Source organism: Oribacterium sp. Sow4_G1_1 (assembly GCF_052116105.1).
GTDB lineage: Bacteria > Bacillota > Clostridia > Lachnospirales > Lachnospiraceae > Oribacterium.
In genome coordinates, this window is the sequence record NZ_JBQKLS010000020.1 from 1 (window position 1) to 25,708 (window position 25,708).

Sequence of the window (25,708 nt, forward strand, 5' to 3'; positions counted from 1 at the left end):
AGTCAGAGCTACAGGGGATAATAAAAAGTCCCACAGTATCTGAATGTATTTAACCACAGAATCAAAAAGAAAGGAAAATGTTGATTTAGCTTCTGGAATCATCATACAAGGGGGATAATGGTGGAAAAATTTTTAGCACTTTCACAAGAGAAACAGGCAACGATCCGCAATGCGGCACTTGCCTGCTTCGCAAAGCATGGATATGAAAAAGCGTCTATCCATGATATTGCGGTAATGGCAGGTATCTCAAAAGCGTCTGTCTTTCAGTATTTTGGAAATAAGCAGGCTCTTTATCAGTATTTGCTCGACTACTGCATAGCCCAAATGAAGCAGGCCTATGATGCAAGCACACTGGATTTGAACACAGACTTTTTTGATCGTGTATGGGAAGCCAGTGTTATGAAAGTTGAGAACTTGAAAAAGTACCCGCATATTGCATCGTTTATCGCAAGCGCAGCAGCAGAATCAATACCGGAATTAAAAGATGCTTTATTTTCTGCGACAAGCGAAAAGTTTGTAGAGACGCTGGTCTTGCATGAGGAAGATTGCAAGAAATTCAAGCGTCCAGAGGATGCGCTGTTGGTGTTTCGGATGTTTATGATGCTTGCACAGGGCATGGCAGTTCAGTTGGAGAACGGATCAGATTATGACGGTATTATGAAAGAGTTTGAAAAAATCTTAAAAATGCTGAAATACAATTTTTACAAGGAGGAATATCTGCCATGAATGAACCAGTGATTGTTTTAAATGAACTTACAAAAAGTTATGGAAGACATCGAGGGGTTGAGGGCATCAGCTTTTCCGTTTGTCAGGGCGAGATTTTCGGCTTTATCGGCCCGAATGGCGCTGGGAAGTCTACGACTATCCGCGCCTTGATGGGCCTGTTGAAGCCTACCAGCGGAAGTGCATCCATCTTCGGGCTGGATTGCAGTCAGGAGCCTGCCCGTATCGCAAAGGATGTGGGGTATCTCCCCAGCGAAAACTGCTATTACAACAATATGAAAGTGAGAGAAATGCTCCTCTACACGGCGGAACTATATGGCGTGGACGGTCACCGCCGAATGGAAGAATTAGCGGGGCGGTTTAATTTGGATTTGTCCAGGCGAATCGGTGATCTATCTTTAGGAAACAAGAAAAAAGTAGGTATCGTGTCGGCTTTGCTCCCATCTCCAAAGTTGCTTATCATGGACGAGCCTACCAGCGGTCTTGACCCGCTGATTCAGCAGACCTTTTATGACTTGCTGAAAGAAGAAAATGAACATGGTACAACTATTTTCCTGTCCTCTCATGTTTTGAGTGAGGTGCAACGGCTCTGTGACCGGGTAGCTATCCTCCGGGAGGGGAAATTGGTCGGCGTTCAATCTATGAAAACCTTGCGGGAGAACGGCTATAAGAAAATCTCCTTGACTGCTAAAAGTGCTATTCCAGAGGACTTCTTCTCTATCCCCGGCACAGCTAATTTTGAGCAGGACAAGGCAGGAACTTCTGTATCCTTTATGTTCAACGGAAGCTCTATGACAATCATGGAAAAGCTCCATCAGTTGGAACTGGAGGACATTTTGATTGAGGAACCGTCATTGGAAGAAATATTTCTCCATTACTACGAATAAGGAGGGCCGCTATGTTGATTTTTCGATTTGAATGGAAACGAACACGAAATTATATTCTGATTTGGGCTGCCGCCCTTGCGGTATGTATTTTTTCCATGACACCCGTTTATTATGACATGATTGAAACTGCGGGGACTCTGCCATCAGGCTTTACACAGGGAGGCTTTTGGGAAACGCTTGATGTTTCTCTGACGCTGTTGATGGAGCCGCTGGGGATGTATTCGTTCCTTACAGGCTTTTTTATGATTGCCGGCGGAGTCTTCGGAATGCACCTTGGTCTGTCGTTACATACAGGAGAATGTACGGAAAACACAGCGGAATATTTATATACAAAACCCTGTGGACGGCAGATGATCTTCAAGGGGAAAATGTTGTGTGCGCTTGTTGGGGTATGTGTGACAGGAATTTCTTATCTACTGGCTTCATTTTTGACGATGATGCTGTTTCGCCCTGGATTTCCTGTGGGAGAATTCCTGTTGGTGGTAGGCTCCTTTGTCCTCCTTACGCTTTTTTTCGCACTGCTGGGATTGATGGTCGGAATATTCCATCCCAATAATCGTTCCCCGCTTTTAACGGCTGGGCTGGTCGTGTTTGTGGAATATTGCATTACCTCTTTTTCAAGGACTGTCAGCATCCGGGCAATCGGCTTTTTATCGCCCTTTTCCTTTTTCAGTCCGTCAGAAATTCACGATGCAGGGGCTTATTCTTGGGACTATATGCTCTGGTATCTGCTCCTGTTGTTTGCTTTTATCATTTTGGCTTACAAGAAAATCTTGAAACGGGATATCGCATTGGCGGTGTAAAGGGGGGAAACGAATGAATGCGTTGATAAAAAACGAATTTCGTTTGACAAGAAAAATGCTGCTGATTTGGATGGGGATCGTTTTGGTCTTATGTGGCTTCGCTTACTTTGAATATCTGTCTTTAAAAGACAGCCTGGGTGAACTAACTGGTCTGATTTCAGATTTCCCGAAAATCTTGATAGCCATGTTTGGAGTTAGCGGTGACCTAACCTCTGCTTTGGGCTGGTACGGCTGTATTTATTACTGGGTTACGATGCTGACAAACAGCTATGCGGTCTATCTTGGCGTGTCTTGCGTGGCAAAAGAACGAGCGCAAGGGACTGCGGAATATTTATTTACAAAGCCAGTGAGTCGTAACACGGTTATTTGTGGAAAAGTAGTCGCCAGTATATGTAATTTGTTTGTACTTGCGGCATTTAGTGGACTGTGTAATTATTTTACCGCTATTTTGCCATTGGGAGGTTTGGAGCAAAGAGAGGCGGCTCTAACTACCACAATAGGGTTGTTTTTAACAGAGCTGACCTTGTTTGCAATTACGCTTTTGATCTCCGGTCTGGCGAAATCCTACAAAGGGGCTGTACGGCTGGGAACGGGAATATTATTAGCTTTTTATGGTATCAGCATAGCCGCTGAATATCTTGAAGTTCCAGCAATGTACTATTTAACGCCGTTAAAATACTTTGATGTTTACACGGTGGCAGCAGGAGGAATCTATATTTCATTCTTCCTGTTGGCTATGATAATTGTGATTGGTTCTGTTGTCGCAGCTCAAAAAATTTGGACGGCCAGAGAGATTTGAACAAACTATATGGATAGCTACAAATGGCTATTATGCCCTGTCTGCAACAGTAAAACTCGTATCAAATTGCGGCTGGATACGGAATTAAAAAACTTCCCTTTGTTTTGCCCTAAATGCAGACAGGAAACTCTAATTACTGTAGAAAAATTTGAAATTTTAGTTATCACAGAGCCAGACGCGCAGACGCAGAGCCGATAACCCGCAAAAAAGAATGTGGTTATCGGCTCTTTCTATTTGAAAGATACGGCAACCGATTAAGGAGGTATTGCTGTGTCTTTCTGTTCTGCCCGCCCCCCTAATTTATCAAAAAAAGCCAGGGCCCCGGACAAGGATATTTTAACCGTGGTTGCGAAAATTGTTACAATGTAAGTAAATATATCGATTTATGCGCTTGTGCGGCTTTATGTCGTGCAGGCGCATTTTGCTGTCCGTACTTCGAGACAAAGTGTCCCAAGGTACGGAGCGGCTCTCCTGGGTGCCGCTCTCCACCAGCCCTCCATTTCGTTTCCTATCAACCCGACCAAAACGAAATGGAGGACAAGTTATGACTACCATCAATCTGAAAGATTTTTATTACTGGTACATACAGGATCAGTTTATCGAAGTCACCGAGGAAGTGGCCGAGGCGCTCCGGGCCAGCGTCCGCTATGAAGCGGCCTACCAGCGGCGGCTCACCCGGCACAAAGCGCAGTATTCCCTGGACTGTGAGGACGGGATCGAATACTCCGCCTGCCTGCATGAGCCCACGCCCCAGGAAGTCCTGGAACTCAAGGAGCGGTTTATCCGGCTGTGGAACGCGCTCAATTCCCTGCCGGAGATCCAGGGCCGCCGGATCGACGCTCACATCATTCTTGGCATAAGCATCAAAGCGATTGCTGAGGCTGATGGTGTGCATGAGGAGTCCGTCCGCCAGTCTATCAAGCGGGGCCTGGAACGCATGAAAAAAACTTTTTGATTTTTGCTGTTTCCCCACTTGGAATTGATGTAAAAATGTCTTGGTTATTAGAGAGGGAAATATAAACCTCTCCGCAACGGAACGGCGGCGGCCCTGAGCATAGCGCGGGGAGCCGGGCGGCGGGTGCGCGGTGACTTCTCTCCACGGAGAACGAGCGACAAACACCAGCGCCGCAGGTGGGCCGGGCCAACCCACGGCCACGATCCGCCAGTGGACAGGCTGGCCGCCTGTCCCTCCGGGCCGCCGTTCCCCGTTGCGTGGGGATGCCGCGCCGAGTATGGTTGTCTTTGGACAGGTCAAGGAAACGGGCGCGGCACTCCCTAATTTATCAAGAAAGAGGGGGAACGCTCTATGAATTATGATCCAGAACTGGCGGCTTTGCTCTCCCAGCCGTGGAGCAACGATGCCTGCCGGGGGTACGTCATCGCCGCGATGGAGCGGTGCGGCTTTAAGCCGTCCGACATTGAACAGGTGATGGTCGAGCTTTACGAGGTATTCGACTATACCACTTTGCAGGAGGCCGAGGCTTACTACGAACGGAGCCCCTACTAACTTCCAGACACTTTGTCCAGAGGTACATATCCGGCCAAAGGCCAGCACTTTCCCGGTGCTGGCCTTTGCCATGTTTCAAGACATTCTTTGATTGTATGGGAGGGATTTTATGCAGGCACAGGTCAAATATGAAAGTGAAATCAAAACTGCTTTACTCGGAGATCGCACGATCACCGTCAAAAATCTCACCCCCGTTTTTTCCCCGCAGGAACAGGACAAGCGCAACCGCGAGATCGAGCGTCGGCTGTTTGACGTGTTCCGCAAATATGCCGGGCGGGGGTAGGCCAGAGTCATCCTTGTAGTAAGGGGGCGGCAGAGGTACAATATAATTGTAGGTTGGCTCCCGTTTAACGGAAGGGAGCTAATTATGGATAGTAGAATAGATGCAATTTACGGGCGGCAGTCGATTGACAAAAAAGACAGTATCAGCATTGAAAGTCAGTTTGAATTTTGCCGCTATGAGCTTAAAGGCGGTGAGGGTAAGGAATACAAAGACAAGGGCTACTCTGGAAAGAACATTGAGCGTCCCGACTTCCAGCGGCTTCTGCAGGACATCCGGCTGGGCCTGATTAAGCGGGTGATCGTCTACAAGCTGGATCGGATTAGCCGTTCCATCGTGGACTTTGCAAAGCTCATGGAACTGTTCAAGCAGTATGATGTGGAGTTTGTGTCTTGTACAGAAAAGTTTGACACTTCCACGCCGATGGGCCGGGCGATGCTCAATATCTGCATTGTCTTTGCCCAGCTTGAACGTGAAAGCATCCAGATGCGTGTGCAGGACGCTTTCTATTCCCGGTGTACCAAAGGCTACTATATGCGGGGCCGGACGCCATACGGTTTTGATACCGAGCCCATCGTCATGGACGGGATCAAGACAAAGAAGCTGGTGGAAAATGCGGAAATGGATTTTGCCGAGTTGATGTATCAAATGTATGCGGAGCCGGGCAATTCCTACGGCGACATATCCCGGTACTTTGCCGAGAACGACATCAAGGTTTATGACAAGTCCCTAAAGCGTGGGTTTATTGCTCAACTGCTGAGAAACCCCGTCTACGTCCAGGCCGATATGGACATCTACGAATACTTCAAGGCCCAGGGCGTAAAAATCGAAAGTCCCCCGGAAATGTTCACAGGGGACAATAGCTGTTATCTATATCAAGGGCGCGAGGGCGAGGAGCCGATCCTCGTGATTGCTCCCCACCAGGGGCGCATCCCCTCCCAGCTCTGGCTGACCGTTCAGCGCAAGCTCTCACAAAACACCACATTCCAGAATGGCCGGAAATGCCATAACACATGGCTGGCCGGGAAAATCAAGTGTGGACGTTGCGGCTATGCCCTGGCAAGTCTGAACGCCAGAAATGGTGTCACCTACCTGCGGTGCAAACAACGGGCAGACAATAAGAGCTGCGAGGGAGCCGGTACGCTGACCGCGCAAAGCATGGAGGTGTTTGTTTACGGCGAGATGGTTAAGAAGATGCGGAAATTCCACACGCTGAAAGGCGGCAAGGAACAAAGCTATAATCCGAAGCTGACCGCCGCCCGTGTCGCCCTTGCAAAGACGGAAAGCGAGATCGAGAAACTTCTGGACACTTTGTCCGGCGCTAATCCGCTTCTCCTGCAATACGCAAACACCCGCATTGAGGAACTGGATGCGGAACGGCAGAAACAGCTCCGGCTGGTCGCAGACCTCACCGCTAATTCTGTTTCCGCTTCACAGATTGATAGCATTACGGGCTATCTTGATGATTGGGAGTCCGTGAGCTTTGACGATAAGCGCAAGGTGGTTGATATACTTATATCACAGATTGACGCTACCAGTGAGAGTGTTACAATCCACTGGAAAATCTAAAACCTTTTCACTTGGCATTATGCCCTTGTAAAAAATAGTTAGAAATCCCGAATAACAAGATAGTCGATAATTTCAACGAAGGAATTGGAATTGACCTTGGATTAAAGGATTTTGCCATTGTTTCTAATGGCAAAACTTATAAGAACATTAACAAATCTGCAAGATTAAAAAAACTTGAAAAACAACTGATTCGGGAACAGAGAAGTCTTTCCCGAAAGTATGAATATTTAAAGAAAGGAGAGTCCACTCAAAGAGCAAATATACAAAAGCAAAAGCTCAAAGTACAGAAATTTCATCATAGACTGGATAATATCCGTACTGATTACATCAATAAAACAATCGCTGAGATAGTGAAAACCAAACCATCTTACATAACGATTGAAGATTTGAATGTATCAGGCATGATGAAGAACAGGCATCTTTCTAAAGCTGTTGCATCACAAAAGTTTTATGAATTTAGATCAAAACTTAAGGCTAAATGTGATGAAAATAGTATTGAATTAAGAATTGTAGATAGATTTTATCCCTCTTCTAAACTATGTCATTGTTGCGGTTCTATAAAGAAAGATTTAAAACTTTCAGATAGAATTTACAAATGCGATTGTGGCTATGTTGAAGATAGAGATTTCAATGCTGCACTTAATCTGAGAGATGCTACGACTTACGAAGTTGCATAAATAAACGCAAGCGTAAGTATGTACCGAAGGCTATTTCGGGAATTGACGACTGTGGAGTGTACAAGAACTTGTGAGTAGCATATCTGCCTACAGATTGCAAAAGCATATACGATGAAGCAGTAAGTAATGTTTGTGAGAACTTACAACATCTCGATGTGAGTATATTTAATCACATTTTGAGTGGCAGATTTTACGTGGCTCGCAGAGAATATACGCAGCACAATCAGATAGATAAGCGGAAGCATGCTTCGGCGTCCGCGGGTCGAAGAGAAAAGCCGACCGAAACCGGACGAAGAAACGACCATGCGAGGACAGAGCGCAGTGCAGCTCCGAAGCGCGGTGGGGACAGTGCGCCTGGTGAGAACCGTCGCGCGGGTGAACGGGCGCAGATAAAGCACACGTCGGTGGCATGGACGGCGGCCGGAGTCGCGGCGCGTGACTGGGCGCTGCCGGTGGCGGTGACGGTCGAGACGGAGGCGCAGCTCGCGGAGGTGCTGAAGCACGACGCAGTCGCGCTCGTGTACCTCGACGAAGCCTGCTTCACGGATTTCGCCGCACTGATCCGGCGGGTGCATGCCGCCGGAAAGCAGGCGGGGCTTCGCCTACGCCGCATCGAGCGCGACTTCGACGCGAACGGGCGAAAGGCGGAAAACAGCGCCGAGCTTCTGAGCGGACTCTGGAAAGCGGAGCGTCTCCCAGATGCTCTTCTGGTGCGGAACCTCGATGAGGCGATGCTGCTCGAGGATTTCTTCGGGGCGCATCCGGAGCTCGGGGCACGCATCCGCCGGAACTTCGACTATACGGTATACGGCTACAATCAGGAAGCGATCCAGGCGCTGGTATCACTCGGTGCCGACGGACTCACCTATCCGATCGAGCTCACGTACTACGAGTGCCGGAAGCTTCGGGAGAAACTTCGGAGCAGTGTCCATGGTGCCGACGGCACCCGCGGCACGAATGCGGATGCCGTCGAAGGAGAGAGCACTCCGGTGCCGGCAGCTGCGCGGGCGGGTGCTGACGCAGAAGCCGACAGCATTGGCCTCGGCGAGCTGCCGTTCGAGCTGATGATCTACGGGCATCTGCCGATGATGGTGAGTGCGAACTGTATACAGCGGACGAGTGCGCGCTGTGATCACGGCAACCGGATCCTGCAGCTGCGCGACCGTATGGGCAAGGACATGCCGGTGCGCTGCTACTGTACGTACTGCTACAATCAGATATTTAATGCCGAGCCGCTCGTGCTCTATGATCTGCCGGATGAGGTGCGCGCGCTGCAGCCGCAGTGTCTGCGCTACGATTTCTCGGTGGAGCCGGCAGCGGTGGTGCGGCAGGTGCTCGAGGGCGCGGTGCCGCGCAGCATGACGCGCGGGCATTTCCGTCACGGGATCGAGTGAAGGATGAATCATGATTAATCTTTTTATCACGGCGTCGAAGTACATTCAGCTGCTGCTGATCGTGCTCTACACCTACTGCAATTTCCGATATCTGTCCATCCCGGACCAGGAGGACGCGGACCCGCTCTGCGACTGGCAGCTCCGTATCATCCTGCTGGTTCATTTTCTGATGAACTGTATCATCTATCTGAAGACGGCGGACATGAGCGCGGTGTGGTTCTACCTCCTGCAGCTCGCGTTTTTCCTGCTGTACACCTTCGGGGCGCAGCGGCTCTACCGGAACATCAACCGGCTGCTGCTGAACAACACGGTGTTTTTCCTCACCTACGGACTCATCATGCTGGAACGCCTCGATGCGTCGAAGGCGATGAAGCAGTTCGTGATCATCGTCGGGGCAGCGGCACTCACGCTTGTCATCCCGTACCTCATCGATAAAATCTGGGACCTCGTGCGCTGGCGCTCTGCCTTTGCCGCCTTCGGCATCCTGCTGCAGGGCGTCGTGCTGATCATCGGCGCGACGAGCTACGGTGCGAAGATGTCGATTTCGATCGGCGGCTTCACCTTTCAGGCGTCGGAGATCGTGAAGATCACCTTCGTGCTGGCGATGGCCGGCATGCTGAGCCGCGCGACGGAATTCAGAGACATCGTCCTAAGCTCGCTGGTGGCGGCTGCGCATGTGCTGGTGCTTGTCGCCTGCAAGGACCTCGGCTCCGCGCTGATTTTCTGCCTCGCGTACCTCGTGATGCTCTTCATCGCGACGAACCGCAGCCTCTACCTCGTGCTCGGCACGGCGGCGATGGGCGGCGCGTCGGTGTTCAGCTACGCTGCCTTTTCACACGTGCGGAAGCGTGTGTTCGCGTGGATCAATCCGTGGGCGGACATCGACGACAGGGGCTACCAGATCACGCAGTCGCTCTTCGCGATCGGCACCGGCGGCTTCGCGGGCCTCGGTCTCTACCAGGGTATGCCGAACCGCATCCCGATCGTCGAAAAGGACTTCATCATCTCGGCGATTTCCGAGGAGATGGGCGCGATCACCGCGATCTGCATCATCCTCGTGTGCCTCGGCTGCTTCATGCAGATGATGGTCATCGCCACCTATATGGAGGACAGCTTCTACAAGCTCGTGGCGGTCGGCCTCGCGATCGAGTACATCGTGCAGTCCTTCCTCACGATCGGCGGCGCGATCAAGTTCATCCCGTCGACCGGTGTGACACTGCCGTTCATCAGCTACGGCGGCTCGTCGCTCGTCTCGGCCTTCATCGTCTTTGCGATCATCCAGGCGCTCTACATCATCCAGGGCAACGAGGATGAGGCGGACGAGCTCGAGGAGCTGGAGGAGTACGAGGAGACGCCGGACGACGAGGACGAGGCGCTGGAGGAGGACAATGCTGAGAACGACGCCTACGCGTCGGAGCAGGTTTCTGCGGAAGATTTAGACCTGTAGGAGAGGACGACAATGTCAGAAAAGAAATCCCGTTCCGGGAAGCAGAAATCAAATCGAAATATCGTGGGCTTCATCTACTTCTTCGCGCTGCTGTTCTTCGCGATGATCGGCTACATGATCTACTTCATCGGCTGGCAGGCGGAGGACCTCATGGGCAACGCGTACAACCCGCGCATGGAGGTCTTCAACGACCGCTTCGTGCGAGGCGCGATTCTGTCCGCGGACGGGCAGGTGCTCGCGCAGACGGCGGTGACGGACACCCGTGTGAATCAGGATGGCTCCGTGAATCCGGAGGGCGCGTATACGGAGACGCGGCAGTACCCGTTCGGCGGCGTGTTCGCGCAGGCGGTCGGCTACTCGACGAAGGGAAAGACCGGCCTCGAGGCGCTCGCGAACTTCTACCTGATGCAGTCCAATGCGAACCCCGTGACGCAGGTGGTCAATGAGATCATGGAGACGAAGAGCCTCGGGGACAATGTGGTGACGACCCTCGACGCCGGCCTGCAGAAGGTGGCGTATGACGCGCTCGGAGACCAGAAGGGCGCGGTGATCGCCGTGAATCCGACGACGGGCGAGGTCCTCGCGATGGCCTCGAAGCCGAGCTTCGACCCGAACACCATCGTCGAGGATTGGGACGACATCGTGAATAATCAGTCGGCGGCGGCACCGCTGCTGAACCGCTGTACGCAGGGGCTCTATGCACCGGGCTCGACCTTTAAGATCGTGATGGCGCTCGAGTATATGCGGGAGCATCCGAACGACTGGCAGGATTTCCACTTCGACTGCGACGGCGAGTACCAGGATCCGGCGGACGAGCGCTACGTCGTGCACTGCTATGGCGGCGAGACCCACGGAAGCGAGGATCTGTCGTCGGCCTTTGCGAACTCCTGTAACGCGGCCTTTTCGAAGATCGGTACGCTGACGGATCCGAAGAAGCTGCTGGAGACCGGCGATGCGCTGCTCTTTAATCAGGATCTGCCGATCAGCATCACGTCGAGTAAGAGCCGGCTGAAGCTCGCCGCCGATGCCGACCCATGGACGCTGATGCAGACCGCGATCGGCCAGGGCGACACGATGATGAGCCCGCTGCATGAGGTCATCCTCAGTGCGGCGATCGCGAACGGCGGCGTGCTCGTCGAGCCGACGCTGCTCCGGCAGGTGCAGTCCGCGGACGGCAAGGTCGTGAAGACCTTCGGCGAGGGGGCGAAGCGTACGCTGATGAGCGCGGAGGAGGCCTCGACACTCGGCGGCTTCATGCGCCGCGTCGTCACCGAGGGTACCGCGTCGGTGCTTCGGAAGGCGGACTACGAGGCGGCCGGCAAGACCGGCTCCGCCGAGGTCGTGAAGAACGGAGAGAAGAGTACCACCGCCTGGTTCACCGGCTTCGCGCCGTACGAGCACCCGGAAATCGCCATCTGCGTCGTCGTCGAGGACGGCGAAACCGGCGGCCGCACCGCGGCCCCGATCGCCCGGAAGGTGCTGGACTACTGGCTCGAAGAGCGAGGATGAGATGATGAAAGCTGTGCCTGTGGCACAGCTTTCGTGCATTTCAGTCCTTTTCTCCGTCCGCCCGAGGGCGTATAATGTGAAAATAAAACGGCGCAGCATCAGCGCGCCGAAACCATCCAGGGGAGTATTTATGAAACGTTTACTGACTTATATCCGGGACTACCGGGTCCGCGCCGTCCTGGCGCCGCTGTTCAAGTGCCTCGAGGCGTGCTTCGACCTCTTCGTGCCGCTCGTCATCTCGAGTATGATCGATCGCGGCATCCGAAGCGGAAACCTCGGCTATGTCTTTCGCATGGGCGGCCTGTTGCTCGCGCTCGCCGCGATCGGCCTCCTGTGCTCCTTTACCGCGCAGTTCTTCGCCGCGAAGGTCGCGATCCATACCGGAAAGGGCCTGCGCAACGACCTCTTCCGGCACATCAACACGCTCGGCTACCGTGAGATCGATACGCTCGGCACCAGCACCCTGATCACGCGCATGACCTCCGACATCAATGCCGTCGAGAGCGGTGTCAACATGGCGCTTCGCCTTTTCATGCGCTCGCCGTTCATCGTCTTCGGTGCCATGGTCATGGCCTTCACGATCAGTGTCCGCTCCGGGCTCATCTTCGCGGTGACCATCCTGATCCTCTTCTGCGTCGTCTTCGGCATCATCCTGACGACCGCGCCGATGTACCGCGCGAACCAGGGCCAGCTCGACCGTATCATGAAGACGACCCGCGAGAATCTCCTCGGCGTCCGCGTGGTCCGTGCCTTCAACCGCCAGGCCTCGGAGATCGATGAGTTTCGTCGCGAGAACGAGCGCCTCACCCAAATGCAGGTCAGTGTCGGTCGTATCTCCACGCTGCTGAATCCGGTGACCTACGTCATCATCAACCTCGCCGTCGTCTACCTCATCTATCGCGGCGGCGGCTTCGTCTATGAGGGCGCGCTCACCCAGGGCGGCCTCGTCGCACTCGTGAATTACATGTCGCAGATCCTCGTCGAGCTCATCAAGCTCGCGAATCTCATCATCCAGATCACCCGCGCCAGGGCCAGCATGAACCGCATCGACGGCATCTTCGCGCTGCAGCCGGCGGTCTCGGATGCCAATGCTTCCGCCCACAGCGCAGTCACTGCGCCGCGTAGTGATGACCAGCGAAGCAGGGTGCCGGCGGTCGAGTTTCGGCAGGCGGCATTTGCCTACACCGAGGGGGCCGAGGATGCGCTCCGCGACATCAGCTTCCGCGCGATGCCGGGCCAGACGATCGGCGTGATTGGCGGTACCGGCGCCGGCAAGACGACGCTCATCAACCTGATCCCGCGCTTCTACGATGCGACAGCGGGCGAGGTGCTCGTCTCGGGACAGAATGTCCGGGACTATGCGCTCGAGACGCTGCGTGCGAAGATCGGTCTCGTGCCGCAGCGCTCCGTACTGTTCCGCGGGACGCTCCGCTCGAACATGCAGTGGGGGAAGCCGGATGCGACGGATGATGAGATCTACGCCGCGCTGAAGACCGCGCAGGCCTACGATTTCGTGGAGCAGAAGGGCGAGGGCCTCGAGCTCGAGGTCGAGCAGGAGGGCCGGAACTTCTCCGGTGGACAGAAGCAGCGACTCGCGATCGCGCGTGCGCTCGTGCGTCGCCCGGAGATCCTGATCCTCGACGACTCCGCGTCCGCGCTCGATTTTGCGACGGATGCCGCACTTCGGAAGGCGATCAAGAGCGACACCGAGAACATGACCGTGTTCCTCATCTCGCAGCGTGTCTCGACCGTTCGAAATTCTGATCAGATCATCGTCCTCGACGACGGTCAGGTGGCCGGCATCGGCACCCACGCCGAGCTCTACCGGAGCTGCCCGGTCTACCACGAGATCTGCCTGTCACAGCTGAGTCAGGCCGAAGCCGAGCGCAGTGACGATGTGGAGAAAACGGCATTGGCCGAAGCACAGAACGAAGGAAAGGAGGTGCAGTGATGGCGAAGGGAAAACCGAGAAAGATGACCGCGGATGACGCGAAGACCATCCGGCGTATCCTGCATTATATCCAGAACTATCGCGGTCACGTGATCCTCAGCATCCTGCTCGCGACGGTGACCGTGGTGCTGACGCTCTACATCCCGATCCTGACCGGACAGGCGGTCGACACGATCGTAGGTCCTGGGGAGGTCGACTGGACGACACTCCTGCAGATCCTCGAGCGCATGGGCTTCATGATCCTCGTGACGGCGTTTGCGCAGTGGGTCATGAACCACATCAACAACGTCGTGACCTTCCGCGTGGTGCAGGACATCCGTACGAAGGCCTTCAACCACATCGAGGAGCTGCCGGTCAGCTACCTCGACGCGCACCCGGCGGGCGACCTCACGAGCCGCGTGATCACGGACATCGATCAGTTCTCGCAGGGCCTGCTGATGGGCTTCACTCAGCTGTTTACGGGCGTGCTGACCATCCTCGGCACCCTCGTGTTCATGCTTTCAATCGAGCCGTTCATCACGCTGCTCGTCATCCTGCTGACCCCGCTCAGCTTCGTGGTGGCGGGCCAGATCGCGAAGCACACCTATACTTTCTTCCGGCATCAGTCGGAGAGCCGCGGCGAGATCACGGCCTTCACGGAAGAGATGATCGGAAATCTGAAGGTCGTGAAGGCCTTCGGGCATGAGGATGAGGCACAGGCGGAGTTTGAGAAGATCAATGAAACCCTGTCCGACTACAGCTTCAAGGCGACCTTCGTGTCGTCGCTCGTGAATCCGGCGACCCGCTGCGTGAACTCGATCGTCTATGCGGCGGTCGGCATGAGTGGTGCGGTGATGGCGATACGGGCCTTCATCTCGGTCGGACAGCTCGTGTCGTTCCTGAGCTACGCGAACCAGTACACGAAGCCGTTCAATGAAATCTCCGGTGTCGTGACGGAGCTCCAGAACGCCATCGCGTCCGCGAGTCGTGTCTTCGAGGTCATCGACGAGCCGGCGATGGAACCGGACGCGGCGGACGCCGTGGTACTGGGTGGTGCGTCAGCCGGCGCTGCGCATGAAACGAGCGCTTCGGCTGCATCTGACGGAGAAATGACCGCGGCGCAGGCCAGCACTTCAGCTGCAGCTGCACAGCTGCACGCGGTCGCAAACGCCGCGGGTGGTGATGATCTGAGCGGCGGAGACATTGGCGGCGTACGCGGTGCGGTCGACATCGAGCATCTGTGGTTCTCGTACGACAAGACGAAGAAGCTGCTCACGGACATCAACGTGCACGTGAAGCCGGGCGAGACCGTGGCGATCGTCGGACCGACGGGCTGCGGCAAGTCGACGCTCATCAACCTCCTGATGCGTTTCTATGAGGCGGACCAGGGCGCGATCCTCGTGGACGGACTCGATCACCGGAAGGTGACGCGGGAGAGTCTGCGCGCGAACTTCGGTATGGTGCTGCAGGAGACCTGGCTGAAATCGGCGTCGATCCGCGACAACATCGCGTACGGCAAGCCGGAGGCGACCATGGAGGAGATCGAGGAGGCCGCGCGCCGGGCGCACTGTGACAAGTTCATCCGCCGCATGCCGCAGGGCTACGATACCGTGCTCGGCGAGGACGGCGGCGCACTGAGCCAGGGCCAGAAGCAGCTGCTCTGTATCGCGCGTCTGATGCTGCGCCTGCCGCCGATGCTCATCCTCGACGAGGCGACCTCGTCCATCGATACGCGCACTGAGCTTCACATCCAGCATGCCTTCGACCGCATGATGGAGGGCCGCACCTCGTTCATCGTGGCGCACCGCCTCTCGACGATCCGAAACGCCGACCTCATCCTCGTGATGCGCGACGGTAATATCGTCGAGCAGGGAACGCACGACGCGCTCCTCGCACGTGGTGGCTTCTACGCGAGCCTGTATAACGCACAGTTCGCTGCGAGCTGAGAAGAACCGCGCGATACCTGCGTAATGAAATACCGGGTAGATATATCAACATGAAACTTAAAAAGGAGTGCCTTCCGATGGGAGACACTCCTTTTTGAAATTGGGCACGTACAGGAAAATGTGGTAGTATAGGAAAAATATGATTTCAGATAAAAAGGAGCTGGACGATTTATGAAAGCACGTAAAGATATATTCGCACCGATCCGGGAGGCGATGCGCGACCCGGTCGGCTACATTGGCACACACCGCTATGCGCTGTGGCTCCTGTACCTGCCGGTGTACATCCTGTACTTCGGCATGCTGCAAATGCGGGCGGTGCCGGCGGAGGCGGTGCACATCATCGAGACGCCGCTCGACCGGATGATCCCGACGATTCCTGCGTTTTTTGTGCCGTACGCGATCTGGTGGCTGCTGTTTCCGGGCGCGCTCGTGTTTTTCCTGTTCTACGGAACGCGCCGCGATTTTCTGAAGCTCTGCTTCATCCTCTTCGGCGGCTACACGATCTGCATGGTCGTGTACACGGTCTGGCCGAATGGACTCGCGCTGCGGGAGTCGCTGACGGGCAGCGATCTTTTCTCGCTCGGCGTGCAGTGGCTGCGCTCGATCGACCCGCCGCGGAACGTCTGCCCGAGCATGCATGTGTCGAGTACCATCGCCATCGACATCGTCGTGCGGCAGTGCAGCTATATCCGTCCGCGCATGAAGAATCTCGAGACGATCATCGCGGCGCTGATCTGCATCGCGACGCTCTTCATCCGCCAGCACTCGATCATCGACGTCGTTCTCGGCTTCGCCATGAGCTGGGCGCTGTATTTCGTCTGGAAATTGGCGGTAGAAGCGAAGGTTTTCAGAGGATAATCTGGAACGGCTGGAGTGGATATACACAAAAGGGTATTTCGTATACACAATTTTAAAAATAGGATTTGCGTGTATAGTCTGTAAAAAGGACACCTGCTGGAAATTATGCCGGAAATTATTTCCGAATCGTTTGAAAAAATGAAATTCAGATGATAAAATAAGGGTAGATCAATCGAGATGACTCGATCGAAATCATCCAGGAGGGCAGACTATGAAGATTAATTACGTTACGATTTCGAGAGAATATGGTTCCGGTGGACGTGAGGTCGGCCGCAAGCTTGCGGATAAGCTGGGCATCCCACTGTATGATAAGGAAATCATCGAGCAGACCGCGTTTAAGACGGGCTTCGCAGAGGATTATGTGAAGAAACAGGGCGAGTATGCAAGCGCCCGCAACTGGATCGAGTATTCCTTCTCGGCGCGAAACAGCTACGGTATGAGTCCGGAGGATTATCTCTGGGCGAAGCAGCGAGAGGTCATCCTCGATCTCGTCGCGAAGGGACCGTGCGTGATCGTCGGACGCTGTGCGGACTACATCCTGCGTGATCGTACGGATGTGCTCAATGTCTTCATCCATGCGGATCTCGAGAAGCGGAAGCACAGAATCACCGAGATCTATAAGGAGCCGGAGAACACCGACAAGATGCTGAAGGACATGGATAAGAAGCGTAAGTTCAACTATCGCTACTACACCGAGCAGGAGTGGGGCAAGTGCCAGAACTACGACCTGACCCTCGACAGTGGCTCCCTCGGTATCGATCACTGTGTCGACATCATCTACCACATCTGCCAGGACGACGAGGTGGAGAAAACACCGAAGCCGGCAGAGGAGTGAAGCCCTCCGGGAGCGTTACATGAACTATCGCCGCTATAACAAAAAATAATGTAAACCAGGCAGGTAAACCCGTAAATTCGCTTGTATTCTCTGGCATTTTCTGTAATATTAGATTCATAAAACTAAACCTTCGTAAACATGAAGAGGCGCTTTCGGACCTGAGGGGAATCAGGGAGGAAAGAGGCCTCTTGAGTGTACTTATTTTTATGATGGCTGAGAGGTACGAATTTGGCAGCATAGGGACGAAATAGTCCTGTCTGTTCCGAAATATTTATTTTTTTAATAGGGGGATAAATCATGACGATTGAAGAGTGTTATCAGGCGATGGGGGCGGATTACGAGGATGTATCACACCGCATCCCGAATCCGGCGTTGGTGAAGAAGTTCGCGCTGAAGTTTCTGGACGACAAGAGCATGGAGCAGCTGACCGCAGCACTGAAGGATGGCGCAGTTGAGGATGCATTCCGCGCAGCGCATACGCTGAAGGGCCTCTGCCTGACACTCGGCTTCACACGGCTCGCGAAGCCGTCGATCGAGCTCACGGAGCTCCTGCGCGGCCGTCGCATGGATGGCTACGAACCGCTGTACGAGCAGGTGGTCGCAGAGTACGAGAAGACCGTCGCAGCGCTGCGCCAGGTCGACTAAGGAGATTTCATGGAACGTCAGACAATACTCATTGTAGACGATGCGGAGATGAATCGCATGATGCTGAGCGACATGCTAGGTGATCAGTACGATTACGTCGAGGCTGCGGATGGGCGCGAGGCACTTCGGATCCTGGAGAAAAACGTGTCCATCGATCTGATTCTGCTCGACATCAACATGCCGGAGATGAACGGCTTCGAGGTGCTCGAGGAGATGAACCGCTACCACTGGATCGAGGAGGTTCCGGTCATCATGATCACCGCGGAGGAGTCCGTGGAGTCGATGGAGCACGCCTATTCGCTCGGCGTCACCGACTACATCCCGCGGCCGTTCAATGTCTACATCGTGCGTCGGCGCGTGGAGAATACGCTGAATCTGTACGTGAATCAGAAGCGCCTCATGCGTCTCGTGTCGGACCAGATCGCAGAAAAAGAGGAGAACAACACCCTGATGGTGAGTATCCTCAGTAACGTCGTCGAGATCCGAAACCACGAGAGCGGCGACCATATCCGGAACATCCGTCGCATCACGGAGCTCCTGCTGCATCAGCTCGTGCAGAAGACGAAGGCCTATCATCTCAGTGAGGAGGACATCGCGCTGATCATGACCGCGTCGTCCCTCCACGACATCGGAAAAATCACGATTCCGGAGGAAATCCTGAACAAACCGGGGAAGCTCACGAAGGAAGAGTTTGAGATTATGAAGACACACTCCACCGCGGGTGCACAGATCCTGGAGCAGATGAAGTACGGCCAGGATAAGCCGCTGTACCGCTATGCGCTGGAGATCTGCCGCTGGCACCACGAGCGCTGGGACGGGCATGGCTACCCGGATGGTCTGATGGGAGAGGAGATCCCGATCTCCGCCCAGATCGTAGCGATCGCGGATGTATACGATGCGCTCACGAGCGAGCGCTGCTATAAGAAGGCGTACGACCACACGACTGCGATCAACATGATCCTGAACGGTGAGTGTGGTGCCTTCAACCCGCTGCTGCTGGAGTGCCTGACGGAGACCGCCCCGCAGATTCGTATCGTGACGGGAGTGAACGGAGATGCGATGCCATACCGCTTCGAGCTGAACCGTCTGTCAGAGGAAATTCTCGCGCATGCGGACCTCCCGAAGAACGACCGTGTACAGAACCTCCTCGCGACCATGCAGGAGCGGATCGACTTCTTCGCATCCACCAGCGGTGGTATCCAGTTCGAGTACGATGCGGTGTCACGCCTTGCGGATGTGACGAACTGGAACGAGCCGCCACAGTACCGTCACAGCGTGAAGAACGTCACGCGTGTGAACGATTTCCGCTATCTCAGTCAGCATGACTTCAAGCGTCTGCGGGATGCGATGGATGCGACGACGAAGGAGAATCCGGAGTTCGCCCTCAGCATCCTCTTCCCGGTCGGCAACGAGTACCACTGGTGCGATCTCCGGGTGCGTACACTCTGGTCGGATTTCCGACCGGATCACTACATCGCGGCGGTCGGCCAGCTGCTGGACCCGCAGATGAAGGAAGAGAAGGAATTTCCGTCCCAGGGCGGTCCGCTGGATTCGCCCTCACCGGTCGTCCTTCAGAATATCCGCTGCCTGCAGTCCGTCTTTGACACCGTGCGTCTCATCGATCCGACGACCTATGAAGTGCTCGATCTCGACGAGGCGGGCGTGCTCCGGCACTCGAAGCAGCACTGCGCCGCCTTCTGGAACAACGAGGGCGTCTGTGCGAACTGTATCTCGGCGCGGGCCTATGCGCAGAAATCGACGCTCAACAAGCTGGAGTTCACGAGCACCGATATGTACTTCGTGGTGTCAAAGTACCTGAACCTGAACGGTACGCCGTGCGTGCTCGAGCTCCTAAGCCGCCTCGACGAGGGCCGCTGGATCGACGCGAACGGCACACGTCTGCTCCTCGATCGGAATCACGACGGGAACATGGACCTCTTCCTGGATCCGGTGACGGACACCTACTCGCGCCGCTACTATGAGAACTACCGCGCGCACCTCGAGGGCATGGAATCCATCGCCATCATCGACGCGAACCGCTTCAAGCAGGTCAATGACTCCTTCGGGCACCCTGCGGGAGATGCTGTGCTGCGGGAGATCGCGCGCGCCATCAAGGACTGCATACGAAAGACCGACATCCTGATCCGCTACGGCGGGGATGAGTTCCTGCTCCTCTTCCCGAAGATGAGCGAGGAGATCCTCGAGCGGAAGATGCAGGAGATTTCGGCGGCGGTCGAGAACATCCGTATCGCGGATTATCCGGAGCTTCGCCTCTCGATCTCGATCGGTGGTGTGACGGGCGTACACCCGATCACCGAGGCGATCCGCCAGGCGGACCTCCGCATGTATGCGCAGAAGCAGGCGTATAATCACGAGCATCAGCTCGATAATTAAATGTAATCACAGGAAAAACCGGGCACTGCGCTCCGGTTTTTCCGCCGTAAGGGGGTCCCGTCATGGGGTCTGACCCCATTAAATTTTTCTAAACAAAATCTAAAGTTTCAGTTTATGGGGTCAGACCCCCTTACGAAATTCTTAAGATGGGAGCGCCGGTGGCGTAAGGCCGCGCCTGAATCTGAACTTTTTGTGAAGTCGTTGAATTGTTGCACGCAATGTTTTAATATAGTAAAGTTTCGCGAAAAGCAGATGTTTTCAGCGTATACTATATATGGAAGAGAGGCGTCCGGGATGAAACCGGCGTCTTCAGGCGCTCGCTGCATTCCATGCACCAGCGCCTCGTGATTCCTGCGCCGGGGGTATAGGGTCGGCTGCGGGCATCATACGTAGAACCCCGGACTCCCTGAATGTTGATCAGGTACAGAGCCGACGGGGAATCATACACTGCTTTTCGCCGCCTATCGTTTACATCTACAGGAGGAATTTATGGACGTTATCAAGACGCTCTCGAAATCCATCCGCGAGTTTAAGGGGCCGAGCCTGCGCGCGCCGCTGTTCGTGCTGATCGAGTCACTGATCGAAACCGCCATTCCGTTTGTGACGGCGATGCTGATCAACCAGATCAAGGATGGCGCCGGCATGGGCACCATCGGGAAGTACGGTATCGTGCTGCTCGTGCTGGCAACCCTGTCACTTCTTTCCGGCGTCGCGGCCGGCAACAACTGCGCGACCGCATCCACCGGCTTCGCGCGCAACTTAAGAAAAGACCTCTTCTATAAGATTCAGGACTTTTCCTTCGAAAACATCGACCACTTCCAGACGAGCTCCCTCGTCACCCGTATGACCACGGATATCCAGAACCTGCAGCAGGCCTACATGATGCTGATCCGACTCGGCTTCCGTGCGCCGGCGATGCTGATTTTCTCCTTCGCCGCTGCCTTTCTCATGGGTGGACGCATGGCCTGGATCTTCGTCGCGGTCATCCCGATCCTCGGCGTCGGCCTCGCCGTCATCATCCGCACGGTTATGCCGATCTTCCGCCGCGTTTTCCGGAAGTATGACCGTCTGAACGACTCCGTGCAGGAAAACATCAACGGCATGCGCGTCGTGAAGTCCTTCGTTCGTGAGGATTTCGAGATGCAGAAGTTCGACCGCGCCGCGACCGACGTCCAGCGCGACTTCACGAAGGCTGAGCGCTTCCTCGCGCTGAACAACCCGCTGATGCAGTTCTGTATCTACACCGTCATGCTCTTCGTCCTGAGCTTCGGCTCCTACACGATCATCACGAGCCACGGTGCCGACCTCGACGTCGGACAGTTCTCCTCGCTCCTGACCTACAGCTTCCAGATCCTCATGTCCCTCATGATGCTCAGCATGATTTTCGTCATGGTGACCATGTCGGCCGAGTCTGCCGAGCGTATCGCTGAGGTCCTGAACGAGACGAGCACCCTCACGAATCCGGCCTCCCCGGTGACCGTGGTGAAGGATGGCTCCATCGATTTCGACCACGTGAGCTTCAAGTATCAGGCCAATGCTGAGAATTACGTCCTCTCGGACATCGATCTTCATATTAAATCAGGTGAAACCATCGGCATCATGGGCGGTACCGGCTCCTCGAAGTCCTCGCTCATCCAGCTGATTTCCCGTCTCTATGACGCAAGCGAGGGCGAGGTGCTGGTCGGCGGTGTCGACGTACGAAAGTACGACCTCAAGCTCCTGCGTGATCAGGTCGCTGTCGTGCTTCAGAAGAACGTCCTCTTCTCCGGCACCATCGCGGAGAACCTCCGCTGGGGCAACCCGCAGGCGAGTGACGAAGAGCTCGTCGCCGCATGTCAGCTCGCCCAGGCGGACGAGTTCGTCCAGACCTTCCCGAACAAGTACGACACCTTCATCACCCAGGGTGGTACCAACGTCTCTGGTGGTCAGAAGCAGCGTCTCTGCATCGCCCGTGCGATCCTGAAGAAGCCGAAGGTGCTGATCCTCGACGACTCCACCTCCGCGGTCGACACGAAGACCGACGCCTTGATCCGTAAGGGCTTCCGCGATTTCATCCCGGAGACCACGAAGATCATCATCGCGCAGCGTGTGTCCTCCGTCCAGGACGCCGACCGCATCCTCATCATGGAGGGCGGCCGCATCGCGGACATCGGCACCCACGAGGAGCTCCTCAGCCGCAACGCGATGTACCAGGACATCTACTACAGCCAGAATAAAACCTCGGAAGAGGCCAATGCAGTCGACCCTGTACGTGTCGTGGCCACCCCGGAGGCGATGGCAGCAGAACTCGCGCAGCGCGACGGTGTGAAGCCGGAAGCATTGGCAGAAGCAGGCGGAAGTGCGCAGCTGCGTGACGATGTGAAGCCGGAAACATTGGCAAAAGAGGCGAAAGGAGGAGAGCAGCGATGAAGGGAAACAGAAATATGCGCGGCCCGGTCGATAAGACGGTGCTGAAGGACGGGACCCTCGGACGGCTGATCCGGATGATCTTTTCGTTTTATCCGGTGCTGCTGCCGTTTACGCTCGCGTGCATCCTCGTGAATGCGATCATCACGGCGATCCCGTCCCTGTTCCAGCAGCGCATCATCGCGCTGATCGAGCAGAACTGGCAGAGCGGTGACTGGGCCGGTGTGTCCGCCCGGATCCTGAGCCTCGTGCTGACGCTGGCGGTCCTCTATGTGCTGTCGCTCATCGCGGGCACCACCTACAACCAGTGCATGGCGGTGATCACGCAGGGCTCGCTTAAGAAAATCCGTACGAAGATGTTTGACGGTATGCAGAAGCTGCCGATTTCGTACTTCGACCACAACGAGCACGGCGACATCATGTCCTACTACACGAACGACGTCGATGCGCTGCGCCAGATGATTTCACAGTCGATCCCGCAGCTCCTGAACTCGGGTATCATCCTCGTCACCGTTTTCTCGCTCATGCTGTACTACAGCATCTGGCTCACGATCCTCGTGGTCGGCGGCATTGTCGTCATGACGAAGGTCGTGAAGAAGGTCGGTGGCAGCTCCGGACGCTACTTCGTGAAGCAGCAGGCGGCGGTTGCACAGACCGAGGGCTTTATCGAGGAGATGATGAATGGTCAGAAGGTCGTGAAGGTCTTCAACCACGAGGATGCGGCGAAGCGCGACTTCGACCGGATTAACGACGAGCTTTTCGCGGTGTCGGAGAAGGCGAACCGCTACGCGAATACCCTGATGCCGATCCTCGGCAATATCGGAAACATGCTCTATGTCGTGCTGGCGTTCGCCGGCGGCGTGCTGCTCTTCCTGAAGGTGCCGAACCTGAGCCTGAGCGGTATGGCCCTCAGCATCAGCATCACCGTGCCGTTCCTCAACATGGAGCGGCAGTTCGCCGGCCAGATCGGCGGTATCTCGCAGCAGATCAATGCGATCGTCATGGGTCTCGCGGGTGCGCGTCGTATCTTCGCGCTGATGGATCAGCAGCCGGAGAAGGATGAGGGCACGGTGACGCTCGTGCGCTGTCAGGAGCGGAACGGGCAGATCGAGGAGTGCAGTGAGCGCACCGAGCAGTGGGCCTGGAAGAAGGTCGAGGCGGACGGCAGCGTGACGTATAAGCGCCTCGAGGGTGACGTCGTCCTGAAGGATGTGGATTTCTCCTACGACGGAGAGCACACGGTACTGCACGAGGTCAATGTCTACGCCCGTCCGGGTCAGAAGGTTGCGTTCGTCGGTGCCACCGGTGCCGGTAAGACGACCATCACGAACCTCATCAATCGTTTCTACGAGATTCAGAAGGGCACCATCACCTACGACGGCATCGATATCCAGGATATCGAGAAGGCGTCCCTTCGAAAGTCCCTTGGCATCATCCTGCAGGATACCGTGCTCTTCACGGGTACGGTCATGGAGAACATCCGCTACGGAAAGCTCGATGCTTCGGATGAGGAGTGTATGGCAGCTGCGAAGCTCGCCGGTGCGGACAGCTTCATTCGTCGACTGCCGAAGGGCTACGACACGATGCTGATCGCAAACGGCGCGAACCTCTCGCAGGGCCAGCGCCAGCTGCTCTCCATCGCGCGTGCCGCCGTCGCCGATCCGCCGGTTATGATCATGGATGAGGCCACCTCCTCCATCGATACCCACACCGAGGCCGTAGTGCAGAAGGGCATGGACGCCCTCATGGCCGGACGCACCGTCTTCGTCATCGCCCACCGCCTCAGCACCGTGCAGAACTCCGACGTCATCATGGTCCTCGACCATGGCCGCATCATCGAACGCGGCTCCCACGACGAGCTCATCGCCGCCCGCGGCAGCTACTACCAGCTGTACACCGGCGCCTTCGAGCTGGAGTGATCTTGATAAAGTTAAAAACAGAGGATGTCGCTCGCGCGACATCCTCTGTTTTTATTGTGCGGCGATTCCAGACTGCCGCCGCTTTCGTCTTAAGAATTTCGTAAGGGGGTCTGACCCCATAAACTTCAGTTTAGATTTTGTTTAGAAAAATTTAATGGGGTCAGACCCCATAAACTTAGGTCAGCGGCGGATGTACGCGCCGCCTTCCTGGGCGACGACTTCGGAAGCAATCTGGTTTGCGAAGCGCATGGTGTCTTCCTCGGTCCAGCCGAGTGTGAGGCCGGTGAGGACCGCACCGCAGTGCGAGTCGCCAGCACCGATGGTATCGACGACGGTCGATGGCACGGATGGTGCGCTGTGCACGGAGCCATCCGCAGAGATCCAGAGGACGCCGTCGGCACCGCGTGTCACGATGACCATGTTTCCGGTCTTCGCGTGCAGCACCTGCGCCGCGGCGAGAACGCGATCCTCGCTACCGCTCATCCCGGCGAGGGCCTGCGCTTCCTGCTCGTTCAGGTGAAGGATCGGGTGCATCCCAAGGATGCGTTCCGTACGATCCGTGTCGACCTCGATGCCGCGCGGGCCCGGTGCATACACGACGGTGCCGGCGATGTCCGGATGCGCCTCGAGCCAGGCCACGAGCTCGCCACCGGTCGTTTCCTCGACCTCGAGTCCGCAGATGTAGGTATAGTCGAAGCGCTCGCCCGCGAAGGCATCCATGTACTCCGCATGGAAGCTGTACTCGATCCCGTGGACGGAGAGGAAGGTGCGCTCGCCGCTTCGCTCCACGAGGCAGTAGCAGCAGCCATTTTCACTATCCGGGACGGTGATTGGCCCCCGGAAGCCTGCATTGTCGAGATGCGCGCGCACGAAGTCGCTGAACACGCCGTGGTCGCCGATCGGCGTCACGAAGCGAAGATCGACATCATAGGCCTTCGGTACCTGCGCCACGTTGAACGCGCAGCCGCCCATCGCGAAGCGCTGCACCGGATGCATGTCCTCGCCGGTTGTCGGCAGGTGGTCGAGTCGGAGAATCACATCCACACAGGTGGAGCCGATGATGAGAAGTCGTTTCATAATATTCCTCCATGATTTCAGGGTGGCATTTTCTGCCTGCGTTTACTATACTACTTCACATGAGGGAGTTCTCGCAATACAGAGTTTTATACCTGCCATGACA

21 protein-coding genes and 1 pseudogene are annotated in these 25,708 nt (G+C 55.6%); 21 read left to right on the forward strand and 1 reads right to left on the reverse strand.

Features of this window, described 5'->3' with window-relative positions:
- The first annotated feature begins 117 nt into the window (after window positions 1-117).
- From ACTQ52_RS10755 to ACTQ52_RS10855, 21 genes and pseudogenes are all read left to right on the forward strand, one after another.
- Window positions 118-726, forward strand: coding sequence for a TetR/AcrR family transcriptional regulator (locus ACTQ52_RS10755; RefSeq protein ID WP_022512591.1), 609 nt, complete (start codon window positions 118-120; stop codon window positions 724-726).
- Window positions 723-1,610: an ABC transporter ATP-binding protein gene (locus tag ACTQ52_RS10760; RefSeq protein ID WP_022512592.1), complete on the forward strand. Its 888-nt coding sequence runs from the start codon at window positions 723-725 to the stop codon at window positions 1,608-1,610. The genes ACTQ52_RS10755 and ACTQ52_RS10760 overlap by 4 nt, the downstream gene beginning before the upstream one ends.
- An 11-nt stretch (window positions 1,611-1,621) precedes the next feature.
- Window positions 1,622-2,413 carry an ABC transporter permease subunit gene (locus tag ACTQ52_RS10765; RefSeq protein WP_022512593.1) on the forward strand — a complete coding sequence of 264 codons (792 nt, stop codon included), beginning with the start codon at window positions 1,622-1,624 and terminating at the stop codon, window positions 2,411-2,413.
- Between the two features lie 13 nt (window positions 2,414-2,426).
- Window positions 2,427-3,212 carry an ABC transporter permease subunit gene (locus ACTQ52_RS10770; protein WP_022512594.1) on the forward strand — a complete coding sequence of 262 codons (786 nt, stop codon included), beginning with the start codon at window positions 2,427-2,429 and terminating at the stop codon, window positions 3,210-3,212.
- 9 nt (window positions 3,213-3,221) lie between these two features.
- The gene (locus tag ACTQ52_RS10775; RefSeq protein ID WP_138341027.1) at window positions 3,222-3,410 is read left to right on the forward strand and encodes a cysteine-rich KTR domain-containing protein; all 189 of its coding nucleotides are present in this window, start codon (window positions 3,222-3,224) and stop codon (window positions 3,408-3,410) included.
- A 346-nt stretch (window positions 3,411-3,756) separates the two neighbouring features.
- A complete protein-coding gene (locus tag ACTQ52_RS10780) occupies window positions 3,757-4,167 on the forward strand; it encodes a sigma factor-like helix-turn-helix DNA-binding protein (protein WP_022512595.1) in 411 nt (136 codons plus the stop codon).
- Between the two features lie 351 nt (window positions 4,168-4,518).
- Window positions 4,519-4,719 carry a hypothetical protein gene (locus tag ACTQ52_RS10785; protein ID WP_021903912.1) on the forward strand — a complete coding sequence of 67 codons (201 nt, stop codon included), beginning with the start codon at window positions 4,519-4,521 and terminating at the stop codon, window positions 4,717-4,719.
- 109 nt (window positions 4,720-4,828) lie between these two features.
- On the forward strand, window positions 4,829-5,002 hold the full coding sequence (locus tag ACTQ52_RS10790) for a hypothetical protein (protein WP_021903913.1): 174 nt from the start codon (window positions 4,829-4,831) through the stop codon (window positions 5,000-5,002).
- Window positions 5,003-5,086: 84 nt separating this feature from the next.
- The gene (locus ACTQ52_RS10795; protein WP_021903914.1) at window positions 5,087-6,568 is read left to right on the forward strand and encodes a recombinase family protein; all 1,482 of its coding nucleotides are present in this window, start codon (window positions 5,087-5,089) and stop codon (window positions 6,566-6,568) included.
- A 38-nt stretch (window positions 6,569-6,606) separates the two neighbouring features.
- A pseudogene (locus ACTQ52_RS10800) lies at window positions 6,607-7,245 on the forward strand (RNA-guided endonuclease InsQ/TnpB family protein); the annotation flags it as partial.
- A 194-nt stretch (window positions 7,246-7,439) separates the two neighbouring features.
- Window positions 7,440-8,639: a hypothetical protein gene (locus ACTQ52_RS10805; protein ID WP_441982625.1), complete on the forward strand. Its 1,200-nt coding sequence runs from the start codon at window positions 7,440-7,442 to the stop codon at window positions 8,637-8,639.
- A 10-nt stretch (window positions 8,640-8,649) separates the two neighbouring features.
- Window positions 8,650-10,086 carry an FtsW/RodA/SpoVE family cell cycle protein gene (locus ACTQ52_RS10810; RefSeq protein ID WP_441982626.1) on the forward strand — a complete coding sequence of 479 codons (1,437 nt, stop codon included), beginning with the start codon at window positions 8,650-8,652 and terminating at the stop codon, window positions 10,084-10,086.
- 12 nt (window positions 10,087-10,098) lie between these two features.
- Complete coding sequence (locus ACTQ52_RS10815) at window positions 10,099-11,595, forward strand: peptidoglycan D,D-transpeptidase FtsI family protein (RefSeq protein WP_441227412.1); 1,497 nt, start codon at window positions 10,099-10,101, stop codon at window positions 11,593-11,595.
- 130 nt (window positions 11,596-11,725) lie between these two features.
- Entirely contained in the window at window positions 11,726-13,546 is a 1,821-nt protein-coding gene (locus ACTQ52_RS10820) for an ABC transporter ATP-binding protein (protein ID WP_441982627.1), read from the forward strand.
- Entirely contained in the window at window positions 13,546-15,471 is a 1,926-nt protein-coding gene (locus ACTQ52_RS10825) for an ABC transporter ATP-binding protein (RefSeq protein ID WP_441982628.1), read from the forward strand. Before ACTQ52_RS10820 ends, ACTQ52_RS10825 begins: the two co-directional genes overlap by 1 nt.
- Before the next feature lie 171 nt (window positions 15,472-15,642).
- Window positions 15,643-16,329, forward strand: a complete 687-nt coding sequence (locus ACTQ52_RS10830; protein WP_441227415.1) for a hypothetical protein — start codon at window positions 15,643-15,645, stop codon at window positions 16,327-16,329.
- Window positions 16,330-16,540: 211 nt separating this feature from the next.
- Complete coding sequence (locus ACTQ52_RS10835) at window positions 16,541-17,164, forward strand: AAA family ATPase (RefSeq protein WP_441227308.1); 624 nt, start codon at window positions 16,541-16,543, stop codon at window positions 17,162-17,164.
- Window positions 17,165-17,461: 297 nt separating this feature from the next.
- Window positions 17,462-17,809 carry an Hpt domain-containing protein gene (locus tag ACTQ52_RS10840; RefSeq protein WP_441982629.1) on the forward strand — a complete coding sequence of 116 codons (348 nt, stop codon included), beginning with the start codon at window positions 17,462-17,464 and terminating at the stop codon, window positions 17,807-17,809.
- Between the two features lie 9 nt (window positions 17,810-17,818).
- Complete coding sequence (locus ACTQ52_RS10845; protein WP_441982630.1) at window positions 17,819-20,203, forward strand: HD domain-containing phosphohydrolase; 2,385 nt, start codon at window positions 17,819-17,821, stop codon at window positions 20,201-20,203.
- Window positions 20,204-20,692: 489 nt separating this feature from the next.
- Window positions 20,693-22,612: an ABC transporter ATP-binding protein gene (locus ACTQ52_RS10850; RefSeq protein ID WP_441227311.1), complete on the forward strand. Its 1,920-nt coding sequence runs from the start codon at window positions 20,693-20,695 to the stop codon at window positions 22,610-22,612.
- A complete protein-coding gene (locus tag ACTQ52_RS10855) occupies window positions 22,609-24,528 on the forward strand; it encodes an ABC transporter ATP-binding protein (protein ID WP_441982631.1) in 1,920 nt (639 codons plus the stop codon). The genes ACTQ52_RS10850 and ACTQ52_RS10855 overlap by 4 nt, the downstream gene beginning before the upstream one ends.
- Window positions 24,529-24,708: 180 nt before the next feature.
- Here the strand turns inward: ACTQ52_RS10855 and ACTQ52_RS10860 are convergent, their stop codons facing one another.
- Window positions 24,709-25,605, reverse strand: coding sequence for a carbohydrate kinase family protein (locus tag ACTQ52_RS10860; RefSeq protein WP_410043241.1), 897 nt, complete (start codon window positions 25,603-25,605; stop codon window positions 24,709-24,711).
- Window positions 25,606-25,708 lie beyond the last annotated feature (103 nt).